General features: G+C 58.3%; 21 protein-coding genes and 2 pseudogenes. 13 read left to right on the forward strand and 10 right to left on the reverse strand.

The window, feature by feature from the left end; translation table 11 throughout:
- Window positions 1-114: 114 nt before the first annotated feature.
- Entirely contained in the window at window positions 115-531 is a 417-nt protein-coding gene (locus GSQ88_RS36200) for a GrpB family protein (protein WP_159009101.1), read from the reverse strand.
- Window positions 532-1530: 999 nt separating this feature from the next.
- Between GSQ88_RS36200 and GSQ88_RS18120 the strand changes: the two genes are divergently transcribed.
- From GSQ88_RS18120 to GSQ88_RS18130, 3 genes are all read left to right on the forward strand, one after another.
- A complete protein-coding gene (locus tag GSQ88_RS18120) occupies window positions 1531-1719 on the forward strand; it encodes a hypothetical protein (RefSeq protein ID WP_159009102.1) in 189 nt (62 codons plus the stop codon).
- Between the two features lie 173 nt (window positions 1720-1892).
- Entirely contained in the window at window positions 1893-2135 is a 243-nt protein-coding gene (locus GSQ88_RS35730) for a DNA-directed RNA polymerase subunit alpha C-terminal domain-containing protein (RefSeq protein WP_246784889.1), read from the forward strand.
- Window positions 2136-2814: 679 nt separating this feature from the next.
- A complete protein-coding gene (locus tag GSQ88_RS18130) occupies window positions 2815-3081 on the forward strand; it encodes a hypothetical protein (RefSeq protein ID WP_159009104.1) in 267 nt (88 codons plus the stop codon).
- 77 nt (window positions 3082-3158) lie between these two features.
- Here the strand turns inward: GSQ88_RS18130 and GSQ88_RS18135 are convergent, their stop codons facing one another.
- Complete coding sequence (locus GSQ88_RS18135) at window positions 3159-3860, reverse strand: LysR substrate-binding domain-containing protein (protein ID WP_210253846.1); 702 nt, start codon at window positions 3858-3860, stop codon at window positions 3159-3161.
- On the opposite strand from GSQ88_RS18135, the gene tnpA reads away from it, so the two are divergent.
- The 3 genes from tnpA to tnpC all read left to right on the forward strand — a co-directional run bounded on the left by tnpA (window position 3849) and on the right by tnpC (window position 6302).
- Window positions 3849-4247: an IS66-like element accessory protein TnpA gene (gene tnpA / locus GSQ88_RS18140; RefSeq protein WP_159009106.1), complete on the forward strand. Its 399-nt coding sequence runs from the start codon at window positions 3849-3851 to the stop codon at window positions 4245-4247. The two genes, GSQ88_RS18135 and tnpA, sit on opposite strands and share 12 nt — an antisense overlap.
- On the forward strand, window positions 4244-4591 hold the full coding sequence (gene tnpB, locus GSQ88_RS18145) for an IS66 family insertion sequence element accessory protein TnpB (protein WP_159006605.1): 348 nt from the start codon (window positions 4244-4246) through the stop codon (window positions 4589-4591). The genes tnpA and tnpB overlap by 4 nt, the downstream gene beginning before the upstream one ends.
- Before the next feature lie 70 nt (window positions 4592-4661).
- The gene (gene tnpC, locus GSQ88_RS18150) at window positions 4662-6302 is read left to right on the forward strand and encodes an IS66 family transposase (RefSeq protein WP_159009107.1); all 1641 of its coding nucleotides are present in this window, start codon (window positions 4662-4664) and stop codon (window positions 6300-6302) included.
- Window positions 6303-6346: 44 nt separating this feature from the next.
- Here the strand turns inward: tnpC and GSQ88_RS18155 are convergent, their stop codons facing one another.
- The 3 genes from GSQ88_RS18155 to GSQ88_RS18160 all read right to left on the reverse strand — a co-directional run bounded on the left by GSQ88_RS18155 (window position 6347) and on the right by GSQ88_RS18160 (window position 7437).
- On the reverse strand, window positions 6347-6556 hold the full coding sequence (locus GSQ88_RS18155; protein ID WP_246784890.1) for a LysR family transcriptional regulator: 210 nt from the start codon (window positions 6554-6556) through the stop codon (window positions 6347-6349).
- Window positions 6557-6690: 134 nt separating this feature from the next.
- A complete protein-coding gene (locus GSQ88_RS35285; RefSeq protein ID WP_210253847.1) occupies window positions 6691-6900 on the reverse strand; it encodes a hypothetical protein in 210 nt (69 codons plus the stop codon).
- Window positions 6901-7182: 282 nt separating this feature from the next.
- The gene (locus tag GSQ88_RS18160; RefSeq protein WP_159009108.1) at window positions 7183-7437 is read right to left on the reverse strand and encodes a hypothetical protein; all 255 of its coding nucleotides are present in this window, start codon (window positions 7435-7437) and stop codon (window positions 7183-7185) included.
- Between the two features lie 847 nt (window positions 7438-8284).
- On the opposite strand from GSQ88_RS18160, the gene GSQ88_RS18165 reads away from it, so the two are divergent.
- From GSQ88_RS18165 to GSQ88_RS18170, 3 genes are all read left to right on the forward strand, one after another.
- Window positions 8285-9076 carry an enoyl-CoA hydratase/isomerase family protein gene (locus GSQ88_RS18165; RefSeq protein ID WP_159009109.1) on the forward strand — a complete coding sequence of 264 codons (792 nt, stop codon included), beginning with the start codon at window positions 8285-8287 and terminating at the stop codon, window positions 9074-9076.
- A gap of 835 nt (window positions 9077-9911) precedes the next feature.
- Window positions 9912-10091 carry a hypothetical protein gene (locus tag GSQ88_RS35290; protein ID WP_210253848.1) on the forward strand — a complete coding sequence of 60 codons (180 nt, stop codon included), beginning with the start codon at window positions 9912-9914 and terminating at the stop codon, window positions 10089-10091.
- Between the two features lie 73 nt (window positions 10092-10164).
- Complete coding sequence (locus GSQ88_RS18170) at window positions 10165-10524, forward strand: hypothetical protein (RefSeq protein WP_159009110.1); 360 nt, start codon at window positions 10165-10167, stop codon at window positions 10522-10524.
- A 102-nt stretch (window positions 10525-10626) separates the two neighbouring features.
- Here the strand turns inward: GSQ88_RS18170 and GSQ88_RS18175 are convergent.
- Window positions 10627-11052 (reverse strand): annotated as a pseudogene (locus tag GSQ88_RS18175) (hypothetical protein).
- A gap of 144 nt (window positions 11053-11196) precedes the next feature.
- Between GSQ88_RS18175 and GSQ88_RS18180 the strand changes: the two are divergent.
- From GSQ88_RS18180 to GSQ88_RS18190, 3 genes and pseudogenes are all read left to right on the forward strand, one after another.
- Entirely contained in the window at window positions 11197-11346 is a 150-nt protein-coding gene (locus tag GSQ88_RS18180; RefSeq protein WP_159009111.1) for a hypothetical protein, read from the forward strand.
- A gap of 121 nt (window positions 11347-11467) precedes the next feature.
- Window positions 11468-11846 (forward strand): annotated as a pseudogene (locus GSQ88_RS18185) (SOS response-associated peptidase family protein); the annotation flags it as partial.
- A complete protein-coding gene (locus GSQ88_RS18190) occupies window positions 11846-12073 on the forward strand; it encodes a hypothetical protein (RefSeq protein ID WP_246784859.1) in 228 nt (75 codons plus the stop codon). The pseudogene GSQ88_RS18185 and the gene GSQ88_RS18190, both read left to right, overlap by 1 nt.
- Window positions 12074-12632: 559 nt before the next feature.
- Here the strand turns inward: GSQ88_RS18190 and GSQ88_RS18195 are convergent.
- Window positions 12633-12914 (reverse strand): hypothetical protein, encoded by a 282-nt coding sequence (locus GSQ88_RS18195; RefSeq protein WP_349628227.1) that lies wholly within the window; start codon window positions 12912-12914, stop codon window positions 12633-12635.
- Window positions 12915-13225: 311 nt separating this feature from the next.
- On the reverse strand, window positions 13226-13429 hold the full coding sequence (locus GSQ88_RS18200; protein WP_159009112.1) for a cold-shock protein: 204 nt from the start codon (window positions 13427-13429) through the stop codon (window positions 13226-13228).
- A 1341-nt stretch (window positions 13430-14770) separates the two neighbouring features.
- On the opposite strand from GSQ88_RS18200, the gene GSQ88_RS18205 reads away from it, so the two are divergent.
- Entirely contained in the window at window positions 14771-14980 is a 210-nt protein-coding gene (locus GSQ88_RS18205; protein WP_159009113.1) for a hypothetical protein, read from the forward strand.
- A gap of 986 nt (window positions 14981-15966) precedes the next feature.
- On the opposite strand, the gene GSQ88_RS18210 is transcribed toward GSQ88_RS18205, so the two are convergent.
- Entirely contained in the window at window positions 15967-16254 is a 288-nt protein-coding gene (locus tag GSQ88_RS18210) for a hypothetical protein (RefSeq protein WP_159009114.1), read from the reverse strand.
- A 667-nt stretch (window positions 16255-16921) separates the two neighbouring features.
- The gene (locus GSQ88_RS18215; RefSeq protein WP_159009115.1) at window positions 16922-17122 is read right to left on the reverse strand and encodes a hypothetical protein; all 201 of its coding nucleotides are present in this window, start codon (window positions 17120-17122) and stop codon (window positions 16922-16924) included.
- Between the last annotated feature and the right edge of the window lie 416 nt (window positions 17123-17538).

Below are 17538 nucleotides of genomic sequence, written 5' to 3' on the forward strand. Positions count from 1 at the left end.
GTCTTTGGCTCTGCTGACAAAACTTGGACACTCCTGCATGTCCACCCCTGGAAGGAGCTGGTTGTTTAGGTGGACGCAGCGACGTACAGCGAATCGGATGTTGAGGCTCTTGCGCTACCTGCTTGCCTTCCGCATCACGTCTTCCACGTAAACAGATCTAGCGTCGGTGTAAGCCTCCCGATCTGTCTGATGTTCGGCGGCAAGTCGCATTTTGAGCCGCCCGTAAGTCTCAGCTTCATCTGGATGAGCACGCAAATAGTCCCTGAACGCCAACCGTCGCCACATCTCCCCGTCTGGCTCTGCGACATGCACATGGTGGGAAAGGGAGCAATGAGAACTCCTGACACGGTCGTGCGGCAGTCCGCGCGGAAGATTCCCGATTCCGTGCCGTCGAGACCCGGAGATTGGGCCGAAAATGAGTGCCAGGGTCTGGCGGTAGTCGCGATCGCACCGGTCTCCGCCGATAGTCTCTGCAAAACGGGAATATTCGGGGTGGTGGCCGGAGACTTTCGGCAGTTGCTGCCCGAACATCGGCGCTCTGGGAGGCCAGAGACAAAACCAAATACGCACAAAGCCCGGATTTCCGGCCCATTCTCGCGTCTCTTGGTCGGCCTGGCCAAATGCGGGAATGGCTGGCTGGCGACGCAGTGCTGATCGCACCTTTCTCTAGACAAATTCCCTGCTAACAGGGAATTTAACAGGGAAATTCACGGCTTTGAGGGCCGGAAGGCCGAATGCAGCCCTAAAAAGGACCGCGCGCAGTCGTTTAGCAGGATTTTCCCTGCGCTAGTTAACTGGGAAAATCATTCGACGATCAGGGAAATTTTTCTGTCGTATCAGGGATTTTTCATCCCTACCAAAGGCGATACGCGGTTCGCGCCAGCAGCGGTCATTCGAAATTTGAGCACGTGACTTTTAATCATGGAGTGGTGGGTTCGAGTCCCACCGCGCTCACCAAAAACCCCACTACCGCAATGGGTTCTTTCATCCACCGAAGTGCCAGCCGAGTTGTACGCAACTTTAGATACGGAATAGTCAGCAACGCGTTAAAACCGCCCTCCAGGCGCCAATTGCTGCCCTTCTCGCTGATCGCCCCTTGACCAGCCCCGCCAACACGCCCACCCCATGGGCCATGACTATCCCCCAAACAGACATCACAATTGAGCACCGCTGCGAGGCGCTGACGATCAGTGAAATCCCACCCTACCGCTGCACCACGTCAGCTACTGGTGCCCGGCGAGGCCGGGAGGTCTGTCCCAGCCACGCCAGCGCGCTCCACGTCCGTTGGTTCGATGATGACGATGCTGGCGTGCGCCAGCTACAGAACTGACGTACCGGCGTCTAGCTGCCGTCCACGAGGGTGAAAACTAGGAACATTGCCGCCACCGCAGGTTCTCCGGACATTCATTTAGAGGAGGTCGGTAGATACGACAGTCGGCGTCGCAGGGGGATAGCAGACGACTCAGGCTGACAAACTCGGTAAGCCCGAGGCCATCAGCCGTCTGGTCGAAATCGGATTGAAGGCAAAAAATGACTTCACCTCTCACCGCAGCTGAGCGCAAAGTGCGCGATGAAGAACTCGAGTCCGCGAAAAGGGCCTCGGCCCGCGCCGCCATGGCCGACCAGGCAGCTCGGATCAACACTTTCAATGACAATTACAAGCGTTTGAAAGCCGATCGGCAGGCGCGAGAGGCGTCGGAACTGAAGGCGAAGAAATGAACGGTGTCCGGAAAAGCACTGATGCCGGACTCACGACCGCCGAGCGAAAAAGTCTGCGCGAGAGCGAAGCGCAAGAGGCGATGTCGGACCATGTGGACGCCGAGAAGGCCTTTCACGACAATCGAGAGCGTTTGCGCGCGGCCCGACTGGCGCGCGAAGCCGTGGCTGGCCCGATGCTTTATCCCGCTCTGGGCCTTCCAGATGAGACTCCTATCTTTAACGTCCGCTTTTCGACACGCATCACAAACGCGCTCAACGGGGCGGGCGTCAAAACAGTCGGCGAAATCCGCGAAGCATCCGACGCAACGCTGCTAAGCTATCAAGACCTTGGAGCAAGCTCGATCGCCCGGCTTCGCGAAACTCTAGGGCCGGCGCAATCGGACGCGCTCAAGCCGAAGCGCGAAAACCCGAGATGAATTGACAGCGTGCCCCCCCGGGGCGACCTCGCGCACCCTACCGTGAATTACCTCGCCATCGGCGACTGACTGGCGCAACTTGCGTAAGGGGCGACGCGGCGACCTCCGAAATTGAGCAAAGGCTCCATACTCCCCACAACAGAGGCGACCGAAATGCCCAAGTATCATATCGATCTTCTCAGAGGTCCCCTTGTTGTTAAATCTTTCGATTATGAGGCAGTCAATGCTCCGGGCGCTTGCGCCGGCGCCAATGACTGGCTTGAGAAAGCATCCCCTTTAACGGAAGCTACTCGCGCCCAGATTTCGCAAGGTCGCGACATAATCGCAACCAGAGAGCCGATCGCGGACGGGGTTTGGTCTATGGCGAATCCTTGATCGGCGTCGGCAAGCCATGGCGTGCCGTCAGCCATGTCACCACTCCAAAACGGCTTGAGCTTGCATCAGCAGTGTCGGCCGCGCTGGTTGAACCTGGTTCGGTTGGCCCGATGCACCTCATCCCGGCAGAGAGATGTGTCGGGCCGCTTCCTTCGCTCAGAATAAATCTCGCCTTCCGGAGAGCAATGTCGGCTTACCCCGCCTCCATGGCTGACCTCCTGTGAGGCTGTGGCGGCCAGTCGGGGTCGGACGCACGGAACAAAATCCATCGCCCTCCCTTGATTGAGACATCAGAGGAATGCCGATGCCAAGCAGCCAGTTAAAACGCGCCGAACGCTCGATCCAGACGATCCGTGATCAGGGCGAGCTTCCGCCGGAAACTGCCGACGCGCTGCAAGAGCTGGTCGATGTCATCCGGACGATCGAAGTGCGCGTGTCGGCGCTGGAAGGTCAACGCGTTGGCGCACTGGACGTGAGACCCGTGCAGCCCGGTCGCAGAATCTATCCGCCACCGTGCAAGGAATGCGATGGCAAAGGACGGATACCAAAGGAGGGCAACTTACCAGCTTAGACCGCCGGGCCACTCGGCGCGACAGTTCGATTGCGAGACATCGGTACGGAGGACGTCGCGACCTGCCGGCAATTCATTTATTGCGAATTAGATGGATCAAAAAACAGAGTCGAAAGCTGCTTGATTAAGCTCGCAGCTTTTTCAGTTTCAAGCCCAAGTCGCGCACACAAAAGCGATTTGATAGGGGGAAGATCGGGCAGATAATATTCCCGTGCGATGACCAACTCCGATGGCACGATACGCTTTGGAATTGCACTCAAGCCAATGCCGGCTTTCACGGCGGCTAATTTCGCATGGTAATCAGGGCTGTTAAACACGATATTGTAATGGATACCGCGCTTGGCCAAGGTACGGATCATCCAATCATCGCCCGGCCACGTCAGAATTGGGATGGGTGCCCCCGGACTTAAAACAAACTTGTTAGCCCTTACCCAAACCAATGGATCATTGCGCTCATTGATAATCAACTCTTCGATCTTCTCATCGATGGCCTGATTTTCAAAGATGCAAGCAACATCGATGTATCCGTCGACCAGTCCTTTCGCGATCGTCGTGGAATGGTCGGTGTGAATAACAATGCCTGACAATGATTCCGCAGTTTGATGGTTGATGAACTCCTCAGCCAAGAGAGTGCTGAGGCCCAATCGAAGTGCTTGAGGTCCAGCCATATTGCCACCAAGCCGCAACATTTGATCGTTTGACTCCAGCGTCTCCCTCCGGTGGGGACCGTCTTGTCGGGTTAAATCGATTGCGCTGTAACAGTACTTATGGACGTCCATAAGTACAGTACTCAGGCTGAGCGGTTAGAGGTTGTCGAGACGGGTCGGCGGCGGCGCTGGTCCGATGACGAGAAGCTTCGGATCGTGTTGGAAAGCCTGGAGACGCCGCGTGCGATCTCGTCGACAGCGAGGCGCCATGGGATATCGCGCTCATTGCTGATGACGTGGCGGCGCGCGTTCCGCCCCGAGCCCGTTGGCCCCGACATACAGCAGAGCGGCTTCGTGCGGGCGGTGGTTACTTCGGCTGAGACGGTCGCAGCGGAATCCAGCGCGTTGACGACGGGCCGCATGGTTATCGAGATCGGGAAGGATCGTCGCGTCATTGTCGATGCCGGCGTCGATGCGGCGGCACTGGCGCGGGTACTTGCCATTCTGGAGCGGCGATGATCCCGGTCGCGGCAGGTGTGCGGATCTGGATTGCCAGCGGCCACACCGACATGAGGAAAGGGATGAATGGCCTGGCGCTGCTGGTGCAGGAGGGCCTTGGCCGCGATCCGTTCGCGGGCGACGTCTTCGTGTTCCGCGGTCGCGCCGGTTCGTTGATCAAAGCCCTGTGGCATGACGGGATCGGGCTGTCGCTCTACGCCAAACGGCTCGACCGTGGACGGTTTGTCTGGCCGGCGACGGTGGACGGCGTGGTGGCGCTGAGTGCGGCACAGATGAGTTACCTGTTGGAAGCGATCGACTGGAGAAATCCGCAACATACATGGCGACCGCAGAGCGCGGGCTAGGCTTAGAAAAGCTCTGGGGTGCGAAAAAAAAGTCACCGCAAATCGCTGATTTTGTGATTCCATCAGCTTCATGAAAGCTGGTGTTGAAGCCCTGCCAGACGACGTCGAAGCGCTGAAAGCGGCCTTGATTGTCGCACGCGCGGAGGCCGCCGCGGCGCGTGCTCAACAATCCGACGACCAGGCGCTGATCGCTCATCTGAAGCTGCAGATCGAGAAGCTGAACCGTGACCGTCATGGCCCGCGCTCGGAGCGTACCGCGCGACTTTTGGACCAACTGGAATTGACGCTGGAGGAACTGGAGACCGCGGCGACCGAGGACGAGCTTGCCGCCGAAATCGCGGCGGCCAAAGCCGCGAACGCAACCACCACCGTGGCGTCGTTCACGCGCAAGCGACCTTCCCGCCAGCCGTTCCCGGATCATCTGCCTCGCGAACGGATAATCGTGCCAGGACCTGTGGCATGCGACTGCTGTGGCGGATCGCGGCTGTCCAGGCTCGGCGAAGACGTTACCGAGACGCTGGAGGTCATCCCAAAATCCTGGAAGGTGATCCAGCACGTCCGGGAGAAGTTCTCCTGCCGGGATTGCGAGAAGATCAGCCAGGCTCCGGCGCCGTTCCACGTGATCGCGAGGGGCTGGGCCGGACCCAGCTTGCTGGCGATGGTGTTGTTCGAGAAGTTTGGCCAGCATCAGCCGCTCAACCGACAGGCTGAGCGCTACGCTAAGGAAGGCGTGCCGATCAGCCTGTCGACCCTGGCCGACCAGGTCGGCGGCTGCACGGCGGTGCTGATGCCGTTGTTCAAGCGCCTTGAGGCCTACGTGCTGAGTGCCGAGCGGTTGCATGGCGACGACACCCGGGTGCCGGTTCTAGCCAAGGGCAAGACCGACACCGGCCGGATCTGGGTCTACGTGAGGGACGACAAGCCGTTTGGCGGGCCGGCGCCGCCGGGGGCGGTGTTTTATTACTCGCGCGACCGCGCCGGCGAGCATCCGCAGGCTCATTTGGCCAACTACAGTGGAATCTTGCAGGCTGACGCCTACGGCGGCTACGGCAAACTCTATGAACCCGGCCGCCCGCCCGGGCTTATCCTGGAAGCGGCTTGTTGGGTCCACGCCCGGCGTCCGTTCTTCGTGATGGCGGATCTGGCCGAGAACGCGCGTCGCAAGGCGCAAGGCAAAAAGCCGGTGGCGATCTCGCCGCTGGCGCTGGAAGCGGTCCGTCGGATCGATCAGCTGTTCGAGATCGAGCGGGCGATCAACGGACAAAACTCCGCACGGCGCAGGGCCGTTCGACAGGAGCTCAGCGCACCGCTGGTCGCCAATCTGGAGGCCTGGATGCGAGAGCAGCGCGCCAAGCTGTCGCGCGGCAACGACGTCGCCAAGGCCATGGACTACATGCTCAAGCGCTGGACCGCGTTCACGCGCTTCCTCGACGATGGCCGCATCTGTCTGTCCAACAACGCCGCCGAGCGCGGCGTACGCGGCATCGCACTGGGGAGAAAATCCTGGTTGTTCTGCGGCTCCGACCGAGGCGGCGAGCGGGCCGCGGTGATGTACAGCATGATTGTCACGGCCAAGATGAACGATATTGATCCGCAGACCTGGCTTGCCGATGTGCTGGCTCGCATCGCCGAGCATCCCGTCCAAAAATTGGACGAGCTACTGCCCTGGAATTGGCGCCAGCTCGACGTCAGAAACCGTCAGGCGGCTTGACCATTACATCCTGCGAGCAATCCCGCCGCGGTCCTCACCGGATGCTAACACTCCAGCACACGCCGGGCATGATGCAGTGCGAGTTTGCCGAGTTCCGTGACCCGTGTTCCGTTGGCGCCCTTGGAAAACAGCGAGCCTCCAATAATCGTCTCTATGCGTTTTACCTGCGAGCTTACGGCTGGCTGGCTTAAACCCAGGCTATCGCCGGCTCTGGACAAGCTCCCCGTCTCGGAAATTGCGACGATTGTGCGCATGATTTCGATGGGAATATTGATATTTTGATGCCGCTTATGCAATCAATTACCCCCCTTTGAAATATTGTACGCCCTCGAATTCTGCCTTTAGTTGTATGGCCGTTCAAGTTATACTTTTGGAGTCCTTCTCGTCTCTATCCACGTTCTAAGACGGGGAAGGCGTCCGCGTTCTGCTCGACAAGCCACCAATCGAGGCAGCAACCTACATCGAATGTTAGATGATGTTCGCGGTCCATCGCGCTTTCGATCACCGCGTCGACCTGTTCGCCGGTCAATTTGCCTCTGGGGCTTGCCACCAAGGCGTCGACCAACGCTAAAACGACATTGAGGTTTCCGCGGATCAATGTTCCGCCTCGGCATAGGCCAGTATCGCATCAACCGACCGGGGTGACGCGCACGCGATGGCCGCGACCGCCCGGGCTTCAATCTCATTGTGCTCGGCGCGCAGCGGCGGAAGGTCGGCGTCCACCTAGTCTTACAAACAAATCAAGGCGCTCCTAGCCCATTTGGCCTGTATGAGCTTGGCTAATACCTAGAGGAAACGAAACACGCGTTGATGCGGATGGAAGCGGCGTGGCGCACGCTGGCCAACCAGGGGAGATAGGCGGCCGTTCAGTCAGCCGAACTTAGAACTCCGCAGCGAGCAAACGAAATCTAATATTTTCCGCCCTGCCCCGAACCTTCACGGCGCCGCGAGCGCGAAACCGTTCGGCCTTAATCGCCAGGCATCGCCGTAACTCATCGTTACTCGTTTTGACGTGATTTCGAATTTCACGGCGTTCGAATGTCGTAACGTCGGGATCTGCGACGCGCCGCCAGGCCACGGTCTGCCAATCCATCAATTCGCGGATTTTGATGCTCAAATTGTCAGGCTCGGCCATGCTGTCCCCGCCATCGATATCCAATGACGTTGACGGTACCGCTGATTCTGAAAGATTCCTTAACGAGGCGCGTTCCGCGATCCTGACCCGCCATTTAGACGAGCGGAGACCTGCCGCCATTCAACTTGGATCATCCGGCACGTTGCTAACATCGCGCGCTCGTAACTTCGCTTTACCGGTGACGGTAATGGCGTTTGCCAGCACAGCGGCTGTTGCCCAATCGAGCACGATCGGTCGTACTCAAGCGCTCCCCGGCGGGTAACGACAGCTCTGCAACTTCTGGCGTAAGCACAGGGACAAACGCCGGCAGTGCCCGCCGCCGGGGGCCAACAGCGCGGCGAATCCATCCGGGAATAGCTACATGAATACTTCACCCTCCGGTTCGACGCTGATGCCGGGCGATGGTGCGCCCGCCGGAGCAGGTCGCCGTTAGGACCTGTGCCCAGAGTAGCGGCCAACCCGGGGTATTCTACCGGCTAGTCGATACGTGCGGCCGGTCACAGTATGCTATGGGCGGCTTCCATAGATTGCAATGCTGACGTTCCGGTCGCCTTCCGTCTCCTTGATATCGATGTCGATGCGGAAAAACTTCGTTTGAAAGCATCGCGCGATCCGGACTCCAGCCAAGCATATTTGGGTGGCCGGAGCGTCCCACCATACATCCACGCTCTGATTCAGGGCCGAGGCCGGCACGTCGAGGGCGGCCTAGGCCGCATAGCGTACGAGATAATGCGACCGCGCCGACGCGTCCTTCCTTGCGCGACAGAACGCAAACCCAAGGCTTGTATGAAACCGCCAAAATGAGTTTAGTTGCGTCCCTAAACATAAAAGAGCAAGGGAGGCGCGCTTGGCAAGCTATCAGGATATCGGCGTCGAAAAGACAGCGAACTATGTCGGAACCATCGAAATTCAGCGCCCGCCGCACAACTTTTTCGACATGGAACTGATCGAACATATTGCCACGGCCATGGAAGCGTTCGACAAGGACGATGGCGTACGCGCCGTAGTGCTTTGCGCTCAAGGCAAGTCGTTCTGCGCAGGCGCGAATTCCGGCGATCCCAATCGTCAGGGTGAAGCGGCCTATAGCATCGATGGCAAGCCGATCAGTCACCTCTGCCAGCAAGCCGTGCGCCTAATGCGCATTCAGAAGCCATTCGTCGCAGCGGTTCACGGTGCTACAATAGGAGGCGGGCTGGGCGTTGCTTGCGTGGCGGATTTTCGTGTCACCTGCCCGGAGGTGCGCTTCGCCGCGAACTTCACACGGCTTGGCTTCCATCCGGGCTTTGGTCTGACAGTCATTCTGCCGGAGTTGGTCGGCAAGAACCAAGCGGAACTGATGTTCTATACGGGCCGCCGCGTCGGCGGCGAGGAAGCAACCCGCATCGGTCTCGCCAACGTTTGTGTACCGCAGGATCAAGTCCGTGCGGAAGCGGTCAAGCTCGCGACCGAGATCGCAGAATGCGCGCGACTTGCCATCATCTCTACACGCAAAACCATGCGGGCTGATTTCGCGGACCGCTTCAAGGCTGCGACGGATCGCGAGCAGAAAGAGCAAACGTGGCTGCGCGACATCGAGGACTTCAAAGAGGGCGTTAAGGCTTCGTCCGAGCGCCGCGTCGCAAACTGGAAAGGTCGCTGACATGGTTGGAAAACCTCAGCGCGCATCACAGCAGCGATGGGATTGAAGTACTCGGTCGGCTCGCCAGCCGCAATGCCGTCATCGGCGGCGACGAATGGTAGCGCTACGTAATAGATTACTTCGGCCATGATACTCACCCGCGTGTAAGGTCTTGAACCTTGCCCGCACGTAAGCGTGCGAAACTGCCTGCATCAATTCGCGGACTTCTGATTCCAGCCATGATCAGCGCCGTCACGCGTCGCCGCCGCAAGCCGCGATGGCCTGATCGGTCGCCGTCTCAAGGCGGTCCATATCTGTAGTTTCGGCTGTGGAATAGCTGGCATACCGGGTGCGGCTCGTGGCTCGGGCATAGCGTTCTTTTTTCGTTCTAGTTGTCAATATTTCTTATCGGGAATTGCGTGCTGACCTAGTTCGACCCCTAATTGACCTAGTTTGAAAACAGTAGTGGCCTAATTTGAATTTTTGGAACACCAGCCAAGCCATGCCGTTTTTGGAATTGACGAGATTTCGGACAGGCGGCAAAATCATTCCATGGGACAGGCGCAGCGACCGACTTGCCCCGATTGCGGGGCTCATCTCACTCTCGCGCTGCCGCCTGGCGGCGGCGGTCCACGCACGTTTCAGTGCTTGGATTGCGAAGGCCCTGACCCCTTCAAGAGTCCACACACGATAGGCTGGCTTGCCGGTGAGTTGGGTAGGATCACCCGAGACACCGAGTAAGATACTGGCACCCATCCACCCCGCTATCGAGAATTTTTGGTCTTGAGTCCGGTACCGGACTGAACTATTTCGACGCCCCGGTTTATAGAGTTCCGCATCCGGCAGGGACTTCGGGGTGATCGAGTACAGGGCTTACATCGTCGGGCACGATGGGCATTTTAACGGATTCGAGCCGTTGGCGTGCGTTGACGATTCCGAGGCAATCGAAAGGGCCAAGCGCCTTGTCGACGGGCATGATGTTGAGCTTTGGAGCGGCGCGCGGCTTGTGATCGTGCTCAAACATAAGTTCGAGTAGAGGCGGGATTAAATAGGCAAAGGTGTCCTGTTTTGCTCAGACAAGGCTCGCCGCGTCATGGTCTAGTCCGACCATGATGTTCACCGCAGCAGAATGCCGAGCAAAGGCCGCCGAGAAGCTTGGACACGCCGAGCGCGATATTGGGCGGCGCAAGGAAAAGCTTGAAAACGCCGCTCAGGCGTGGCTGCTTCTTGCGAGTAGGATAAAAGATGACCCGGCAGATAAGGCCGCCTCAGTCGGCAATCTGCCCGGCATAGATACGGAACCGTCCCGGCGTGGTCATCCGCAGCCGGCCCGCAATTCCGCCGTAGCCCAATGCGATCAATCGGGCGCTGTGTGCGGCTGGGATCGGAGGCGCTGGGCCATGTACGGGCGTGTTACCGACCGCTATCAGAGAAGCAAATTCTTCATCGGTCAGCATTGTCGATTTTGACATCATGACTCGAGTATGGACTGCTTCGGCAATCCCGGCATGTTCAATTTTGCTCACACTGGCAAATAAAGGCCACCTCAGTTGGCGGCCTCTTTCATTCAATCATCTATCATCATCCGGATGCACCCACTTGTAAGGTGCGATCTCGCGCTGTTGCGTGAGCTTGATCATATGGACGCGTGGCGAATAGCGCGGTGTCCGGCATGACCTGCATTTCAGCGCCGCCTCAAGTTTCCAGATCGGCGTATCGCGCGGCCTGCGGACGTGTTCAAGCGGGATGCTGGCCTCGGTTTCACAGCGATGGCATTTGACTTGGAGCCAGCCCTAGCCGCCATTGAGGCATTGCGCGATCGTTGGCGATGGTTGCGCCGGTCCGCCATGGGCCTCCATCTGGATCGACCATAGCTCGGCCGCTGCTCGGTCGGCTTCACGGATGGCCTTTTGCGCGGCTTCACGGGCACCATCGGCGCGTATCTTCGCCCCGATGATCCGGCCGCCGTAGATGACTTCTCGCGATTTCGAACTCATGGCCGCCATTACAGCGACCTTGGCGCGGCTGTGCAATGCCACTAGGATTTGAGGCCCGGAACGAGCTTGAGGCCATACAGGTCGGTCAAAGGAACACCGAGACGTGCAATACACCTTTGAGGAAGATGGCCTTGGCCGCTGGCAATGGGCCGTGGTTTTGGGCAGTCCACCAACAATCAAATCCGGCATACCGTGACAAAGGGCGCCGCGATCCTCAAGGTCTGGACCGCGATCGATCGGGCGCTCGATTCGTACAAGCTCAGACTAGTGCAATCCGAACGGCCCAAGACCTGATTTTAGAGAAAGAAACTCGCAAAGCATGTCCGATACCCAAATTGATTTCAGTGCTCCCGCAATCCTCAGAAAATGGCCGTCAGTCAACAAAGAACGCGTTAGCGCCTCGCTCGGGGCGCGTCCGTTCAACGGCTTTGCGGAATATGCACCAGAGACCAATCCGGAGACTAAGAAAAAAGACATCGTCTGGTTTGCCCTGAACGACGATCGGCCGCTGACGGCCTTCGCCGGCATCTGGACCGAGTTCAAGGGTGACCGGGGGGTCCAAGCCGGTCCCCGGCCCTCACCTGGTCTACGGTTTCCTGACCACATCGCCGAATGAAGTGGTCGCGCCGATCCACGAAAAGGCCATGCCGGTTATCCTCACCACCGACGAGGAACGGGACATTTGGATGCGCTCGCCGTGGGACGAGGCCAAGGCTTTACAGCGACCGTTGCCGGATGATGCGGTGAAAATTGTAGCGCGGGGCGTCGATAAAGAAGATGAAGTCGCCACATGATGAAATTCGCCGCAGCCCGTCCCTACTCGGATCCGGAAGTCACGGCCCGCAAGCTGATCGAGATCGCCAACTCGGTCGCAGCCGTGCAGGACGGCCGAATCTACATCGAACTGATCAACGGGCCGATGCTGTTCGAGCACAAGGCGACGCCGGCGGAGTACAGGCCGGCCTCGACCTTGCGATCACGCGCGGCTGGCTCACCATCGACCGGTCAGGCACCTTCGTGAAATTTACCCAGGCTGGCGCCGACCTCTTCGCTTGACGTGGATTTGTCCCGTCAAACCAATAAAAATTAGCTGGCAGATCGGAAATTTTAGCGACAAAATTCGCCGATCAGATGTGATCAGCGAGGCGCGCCATGCCGCGTTTATTGTCTTCAGATCAATGCCCGAAATGCCGCGGTCCGATGAACCGAACGCCATCCTTGCTCGGCGCGCTCCACATCTGCGATCGGTGCGACGTCGACGATTCGATCGAAGGCACCGCCAGGAAATGGGTCGAGAGCGAACTCCGGCCGCCTACAGGAAACCGGGGTTGATCAAACGCGGATTTGGCGTTTATCTGGTGCATGCCTCAAGCTGACCGTTTCCCCATGTTGGAAGTAAGCGTTGAAGCTGTTGGACCCACCTCGTGGGAGTGGAGCGTCAGGGATAGCGTTGACTTGGTAATGAGCGGCTTCGAGGCCTCGCGCAGCGATGCTCAAACGGAGGGCGATACAGCTTTGTTCTCACTGTTGGCCTCGGGATGGTACCGCGCGCCAACCTAGCCCGGCGGCCGCGCACCAACCTAGCCGATGCCAAGCCTCTCAATGGCCGCCTCTATGACAACGATCTCTTCATCGATCTGGCCGATCGGGCGGCTTAAATCGTAAGGTCCTGACCTTCCCTTGAGGTCGATTGCCAGCCTGCGCCGATGTGCTCGGAGATCTTCGAGGGCCCGTCGATCGCCGAGCTTCACATAAGCGTCGACAATTCCTTCGATGGCTTTCGTCAATTGATGCTCGCTATGTAAATTCGCCGGACCGATGGGGCCAAAGCACAAGAAACCGCCGCTGGGTTGAGTCAGCAACAGCTTTCCTACGAGTTTCGACCACCATGAGCAATAGATGGTCTGACCGATCGCGGTTAATGCGGGGTTACCCGCCCGCGCCGGTGCGAACCGGCGGCCAATTAGTTAGCAGCCGCTACAAATACCTTTAATCTTGCGATCGAGAGCGACATCCGCTGGATCGCGGTTCTTCGCGGGAGGACTGGTCGTTTCAGTCTTGGACACCGCCGTCGGCCTAGCTCCTTTTGGCGCGCGATGATGCGAGCGAGCACCGACGGCTGTAGTTACGCAGAGTGCTACCACCGCGACCGTCAAAAGCGTCTGGCCCGGTCTCACGAAATGCGCAGATTTTCCGCGCTCTCCTTGCCCTTATTGGGAACTACCTCATAGCTCACCTTGGCGCCCTCGTTGAGGCTGCTCAGGCCTGCCTTTTCGACGGCCGAGATGTGCACGAAAACATCCTTGCCGCCATTGTCGGGTTGGATGAATCCGTAACCCTTAGTCGCGTTAAACCACTTCACTGTACCTGTCGCCACGTCTCGCACTCCCTTTGAACAACGAAGATGATCACCGGCGGTCGCGTGGCACACCGCAAGCAAAAGCCACCGAGTTGCCCTGGCGGCTTAATCGGATGGCTCCCGTGCGAACCGACCGCACCGCACAAGGAAAAAGCCACCGCTGGGTTGAGTCAGCAGCTGCTCTTGCGATAGTTCCAGGCAACCTTTGGAGGGGTTGGAGCGGATGGTGTATCGGCAGGGTTAATGCGCAGTTACCCGCGGTGATTAGCCGGCGGCCCTGCCCGGAACCTGCATCTCGTTACATGTCCGCGGCGTTCCGCGATCTACAGCTACGCGACGTGCCGTCCGTGCTACAGGACTTCGTCGATCGACATGACGCGATCGACCGCGCGCAGCTCGCGCTGCCGCTGCGTATGGTGAGACCGTGAAGTGCATCCCTCTGTACGGACGTCGGCTGGGTCTGTGAGAACCACTCCCTGAGACCTTGGGACGGCCTTCGCGGCTGTGATTGCGGCGGTGCCGGAACTGCCCCGACCGGCCTGCGACATGGCCGACGAAGGCGCAGCACCGCGGCTACCGGATGCCTTTAAAACTGAGTCGACAAGGACAGCCGGCGGCATTAGCGGTCCGCTGCGCCGCCAGCACTCGCCAGCGCTGGGGCCGTTCTTTTGGGGGCCGCAGCTCGCCGCTGCGGGTATGGCTTTTTTGCAACGCTCCCCATATCCTGAACAGCTCGCCCTCACGGGCAAGCATCCTCCCTTGACTTCGACCGCCCTTCGGGGCGGTCTTCTTTTGGTCGCTCTTGATCCAGTCGCGAGCTATCGCGAATGCTCCCTCACATTCTGCGACCCTCGCTGACGTTGCATTATATTGAGATCGCTAATTCGGTCGAAGACGTAGTGGCAAGCCGTATCGAGATGCCGGCGCGTCCTACCAATTGACCAAACCGCGCCATCGCGACGCTAGCCGCTTGGCGGCGCCGTCATTCGCAGGCCTTGGACACGTTCGGCCGGCGCGGATATCGTGCGTGACCGGCGTGAGACCTAGTTCGCCCAATAACCAACCGACTGCTTTATAGATTTGAGAGGATCGCAGGGGATCACCTTGCTTTCGGTATCTCCGCACTTCAGGCACTCAAACGTTCGGTGCTCGAAGCCCTCGGGACCGGCAGAGACCTCCGCGGTGATCATCCGCGTATTGCATTTGAGGCAGCGCGGCCGGCCTACCGCTAAAAGCTCTGGATCTGGCATTTGTGCTGTTCCCATGGTCGCACCCATTCGGATCGTTCTCGACGGTCCAAATTAGGCCGATTTCGGGAAATTGTCAGTCCGATACCCGACATATCGGGATATCAAATTATTGAACCATCTGATCGTTCTCCGTCGGCTGTCTAAAACGTGCAAACGCGACGATCGGGCTTCTTTGGTCGCGGCGGAAACGTTGGGCAGTTCGCCATGGCGGTTGTTTGACCAGATATCCTTCCATGCCGCTTTGCAATTTGGCATTGAGGAACAACTGTTCACTTTGATACTTATCGGAGTAGTTCAGGCGGGGCGCGGCTATCCGTGAATGACGAGTTTAAGAACGAATTCTTTTCTAGCTTCGACCCCAATCCGATCCGGACATGCAGCCAATGCGACAAGAAACCCGCCATGGTTCGGTCGATGCTCAATCCCACAAATGGACGCAAGGTCCGCATGTTCAAGTGCGAGTGCGGCGAGCAAACATCGTCCGAGGATAGGGCGTAGTCCGTCTCAGTTGGTGGGTCGTTCACGCGACGCTGGCGCTGAGTCGAGAACCGTCCTGTGCGGCGCGGAATTTCCATAGCGGGGAGCTACTTGGGGCTATGAAATTGGTCGAGCATTGGGAATAATCGGTGCATGCTCGCCGTCAGCCAAACCGTTGAGTCGTTCGAGTGCCCGAGGTGCGGCCTCCGCTACCAGGGTACAAAAGAACCGTTCCCGCTCGCTTGTGCCGGCCGTTTCGATTGCATCCAGTGCAGCGCCGAAATCCACGCATGGTCCGGACCCTACGACTATACCAGATGGATATGCAGTAACGACCTCTAACCTAGCAGCCTGTTTTTGACCGGGCGAGATTCAGAAAAACCCGGGGCTCAGGTCAACGCCGTAGCTCATCATCAAAAACGATACGAGCAGACCGGCGCAAGCGAGCAGCGCCAATTGCTTGAGAACGTCGCTCTCCGCATCAGAGGCTGGAATCCGGCGCGCCAGGAACCTTGCGATTGCAGCCATATGTGATCCCCATCCGGTTTGCGCTCAAGGATAGGTCTCAGCTGAAAGTCTAAAGGTTCAATCGAGTTGTGTGTCTACGGGCCATTCACCTTGCCATCTACGTTTGCCTTGATAGTCTTCTCTCACGGCGCTCCTTGGTTCTCCCAAGTCCCTTGGGTGCTGCTAACCCCGTCCGTGGATCTCCTCGGACGGGGTTTTTCATTAGTGGCCTATTTTGATCCCGGTGATTTTACCGAGAGCAAGCAGCCCAGCGTGGGAAGCACCGGGGCGGTTTAGTCGGGGCGCGCACCGAATTATTTATTAGTTCGGCTTTCCGTCCTTCCGCATGGTATCGGCGCTCGACGAGCCATCCTTGGACATGTCCTTCTTCATCCCGCCGCTGGCCATGCCGTCCTTCTTCATACCGTCATCGCTCATGCCCGTGGTGGTCTCAGTGTTCATTGAACCTTTGTTCATCGAACTACCGGTCGTACCATTGGTCATGCCGGGCTTAGTCATGTTGTCCTGCTGGGCGGCTGGCCCAGTGCCCTGCGCAAACGCAGAACCGCACATGAGAGTTAGGGCAGTGGCGATAAGAATCTTTTTCATAGCTATCTCCATTGAGTTGCACGACGACACGACAAGGCATCGTAACAGCGAACGTTCCTACAGAATGTAAGGCATATTTCGATCGAGAATTGAAACGTAATCGTTGTGTGCTCGTAAGTGGCACAACGATCCGAGTGCGTGTGCTTGGTTGACCGCGACCTCTGGCGTTTTATTCGGTCCGCCGGAACCAATTGATCCTGTTGCAATTACCCTGTCATGAAAACGACACCAATCATTTCAGAAATGAGAGCCGCCATCCTAATCGGTGCGGCTCTGTTTACGATTGGTGCAATGCTCTTCGGGCACTGAGATGCGTCCTCTAGTTCAGCGATGGACACCCGAAGAAGATGAACGTCTGAAGGCACTCGTCGCGCAGGGTGCATCGACATTCCGAGCTGCAGCGGCTTTAAAGCGACGGCAATCCGTAGTTCGTGAACGCGCCAACAAGCTCGGTTGCCCTTTTCCGAAACTGCGTGAGGCGCGAAAGAAGTGGGCCACTACGCCAGACAAGAACGGGTGGCGAAACTGAAGGGACAGGTTTTGCCGATCCCTTCAGATCTTCTATTACTTTGGGGCGTCATTATTTCTTGACGGGTCTCCGCCAAGCCCTTCCCTCGATATCGGAGGCGTGTTCGGAGATCCGTTGGGATTGTCCTGCTCCAAACGCTTAGTGCTCATTCCACGTGGTGCCCGGCATTGTTTGACGCATCGCGGGATTGCGCGTTGTGTTGCCCATACTTGGCCGCACGTCTCTTTCGGGAAGGGTTGGCGCGGCGCCGCCGGCACCCGGGCCCTGTGCTGAAGAGACACCGGTTGAACCGAGGAGCGTCACAGCAATTGCCGCAAAAACCATCTGCTTGTTTTGCATCGGAAACCTCCCTTTTTGATAGCCAGCCCGAACAACGACTGCGGAAATTTCCTGTTCCTCAACTCAATGGTGTGTCGAGAAAGCTAAGGCGCGGTTAGACCGTGTGGCCGGAATCCACGTGCTTCGGCTGCTTCTTTTCGCGCTGCGGCGTCATTTTTGCGGGATCGTCTTTTCCAAGCACGCGCCGGGGCCCGAATTGCTCACGTTGAACATCGCAGGAATAACGCCCGCAACGACCATCGCTGGTGACTGTTCCATGGCCGCGATTGAATGCGGGCTCAACCGAATGTCCCCTGTGCGCCATAAGCGGGCGTTAACGACCAGTCTACGAGCAACCTGATGTTAACAAGTGGCTCAGCTCGGCTACTTGGCGTACACAAAGCGGGCTTTCCCCCTCGGCTCCGTAACATCACCGG

This window comes from Bradyrhizobium sp. S69 (assembly GCF_009766005.1).
In the GTDB taxonomy this organism is placed as follows: domain Bacteria; phylum Pseudomonadota; class Alphaproteobacteria; order Rhizobiales; family Xanthobacteraceae; genus Bradyrhizobium.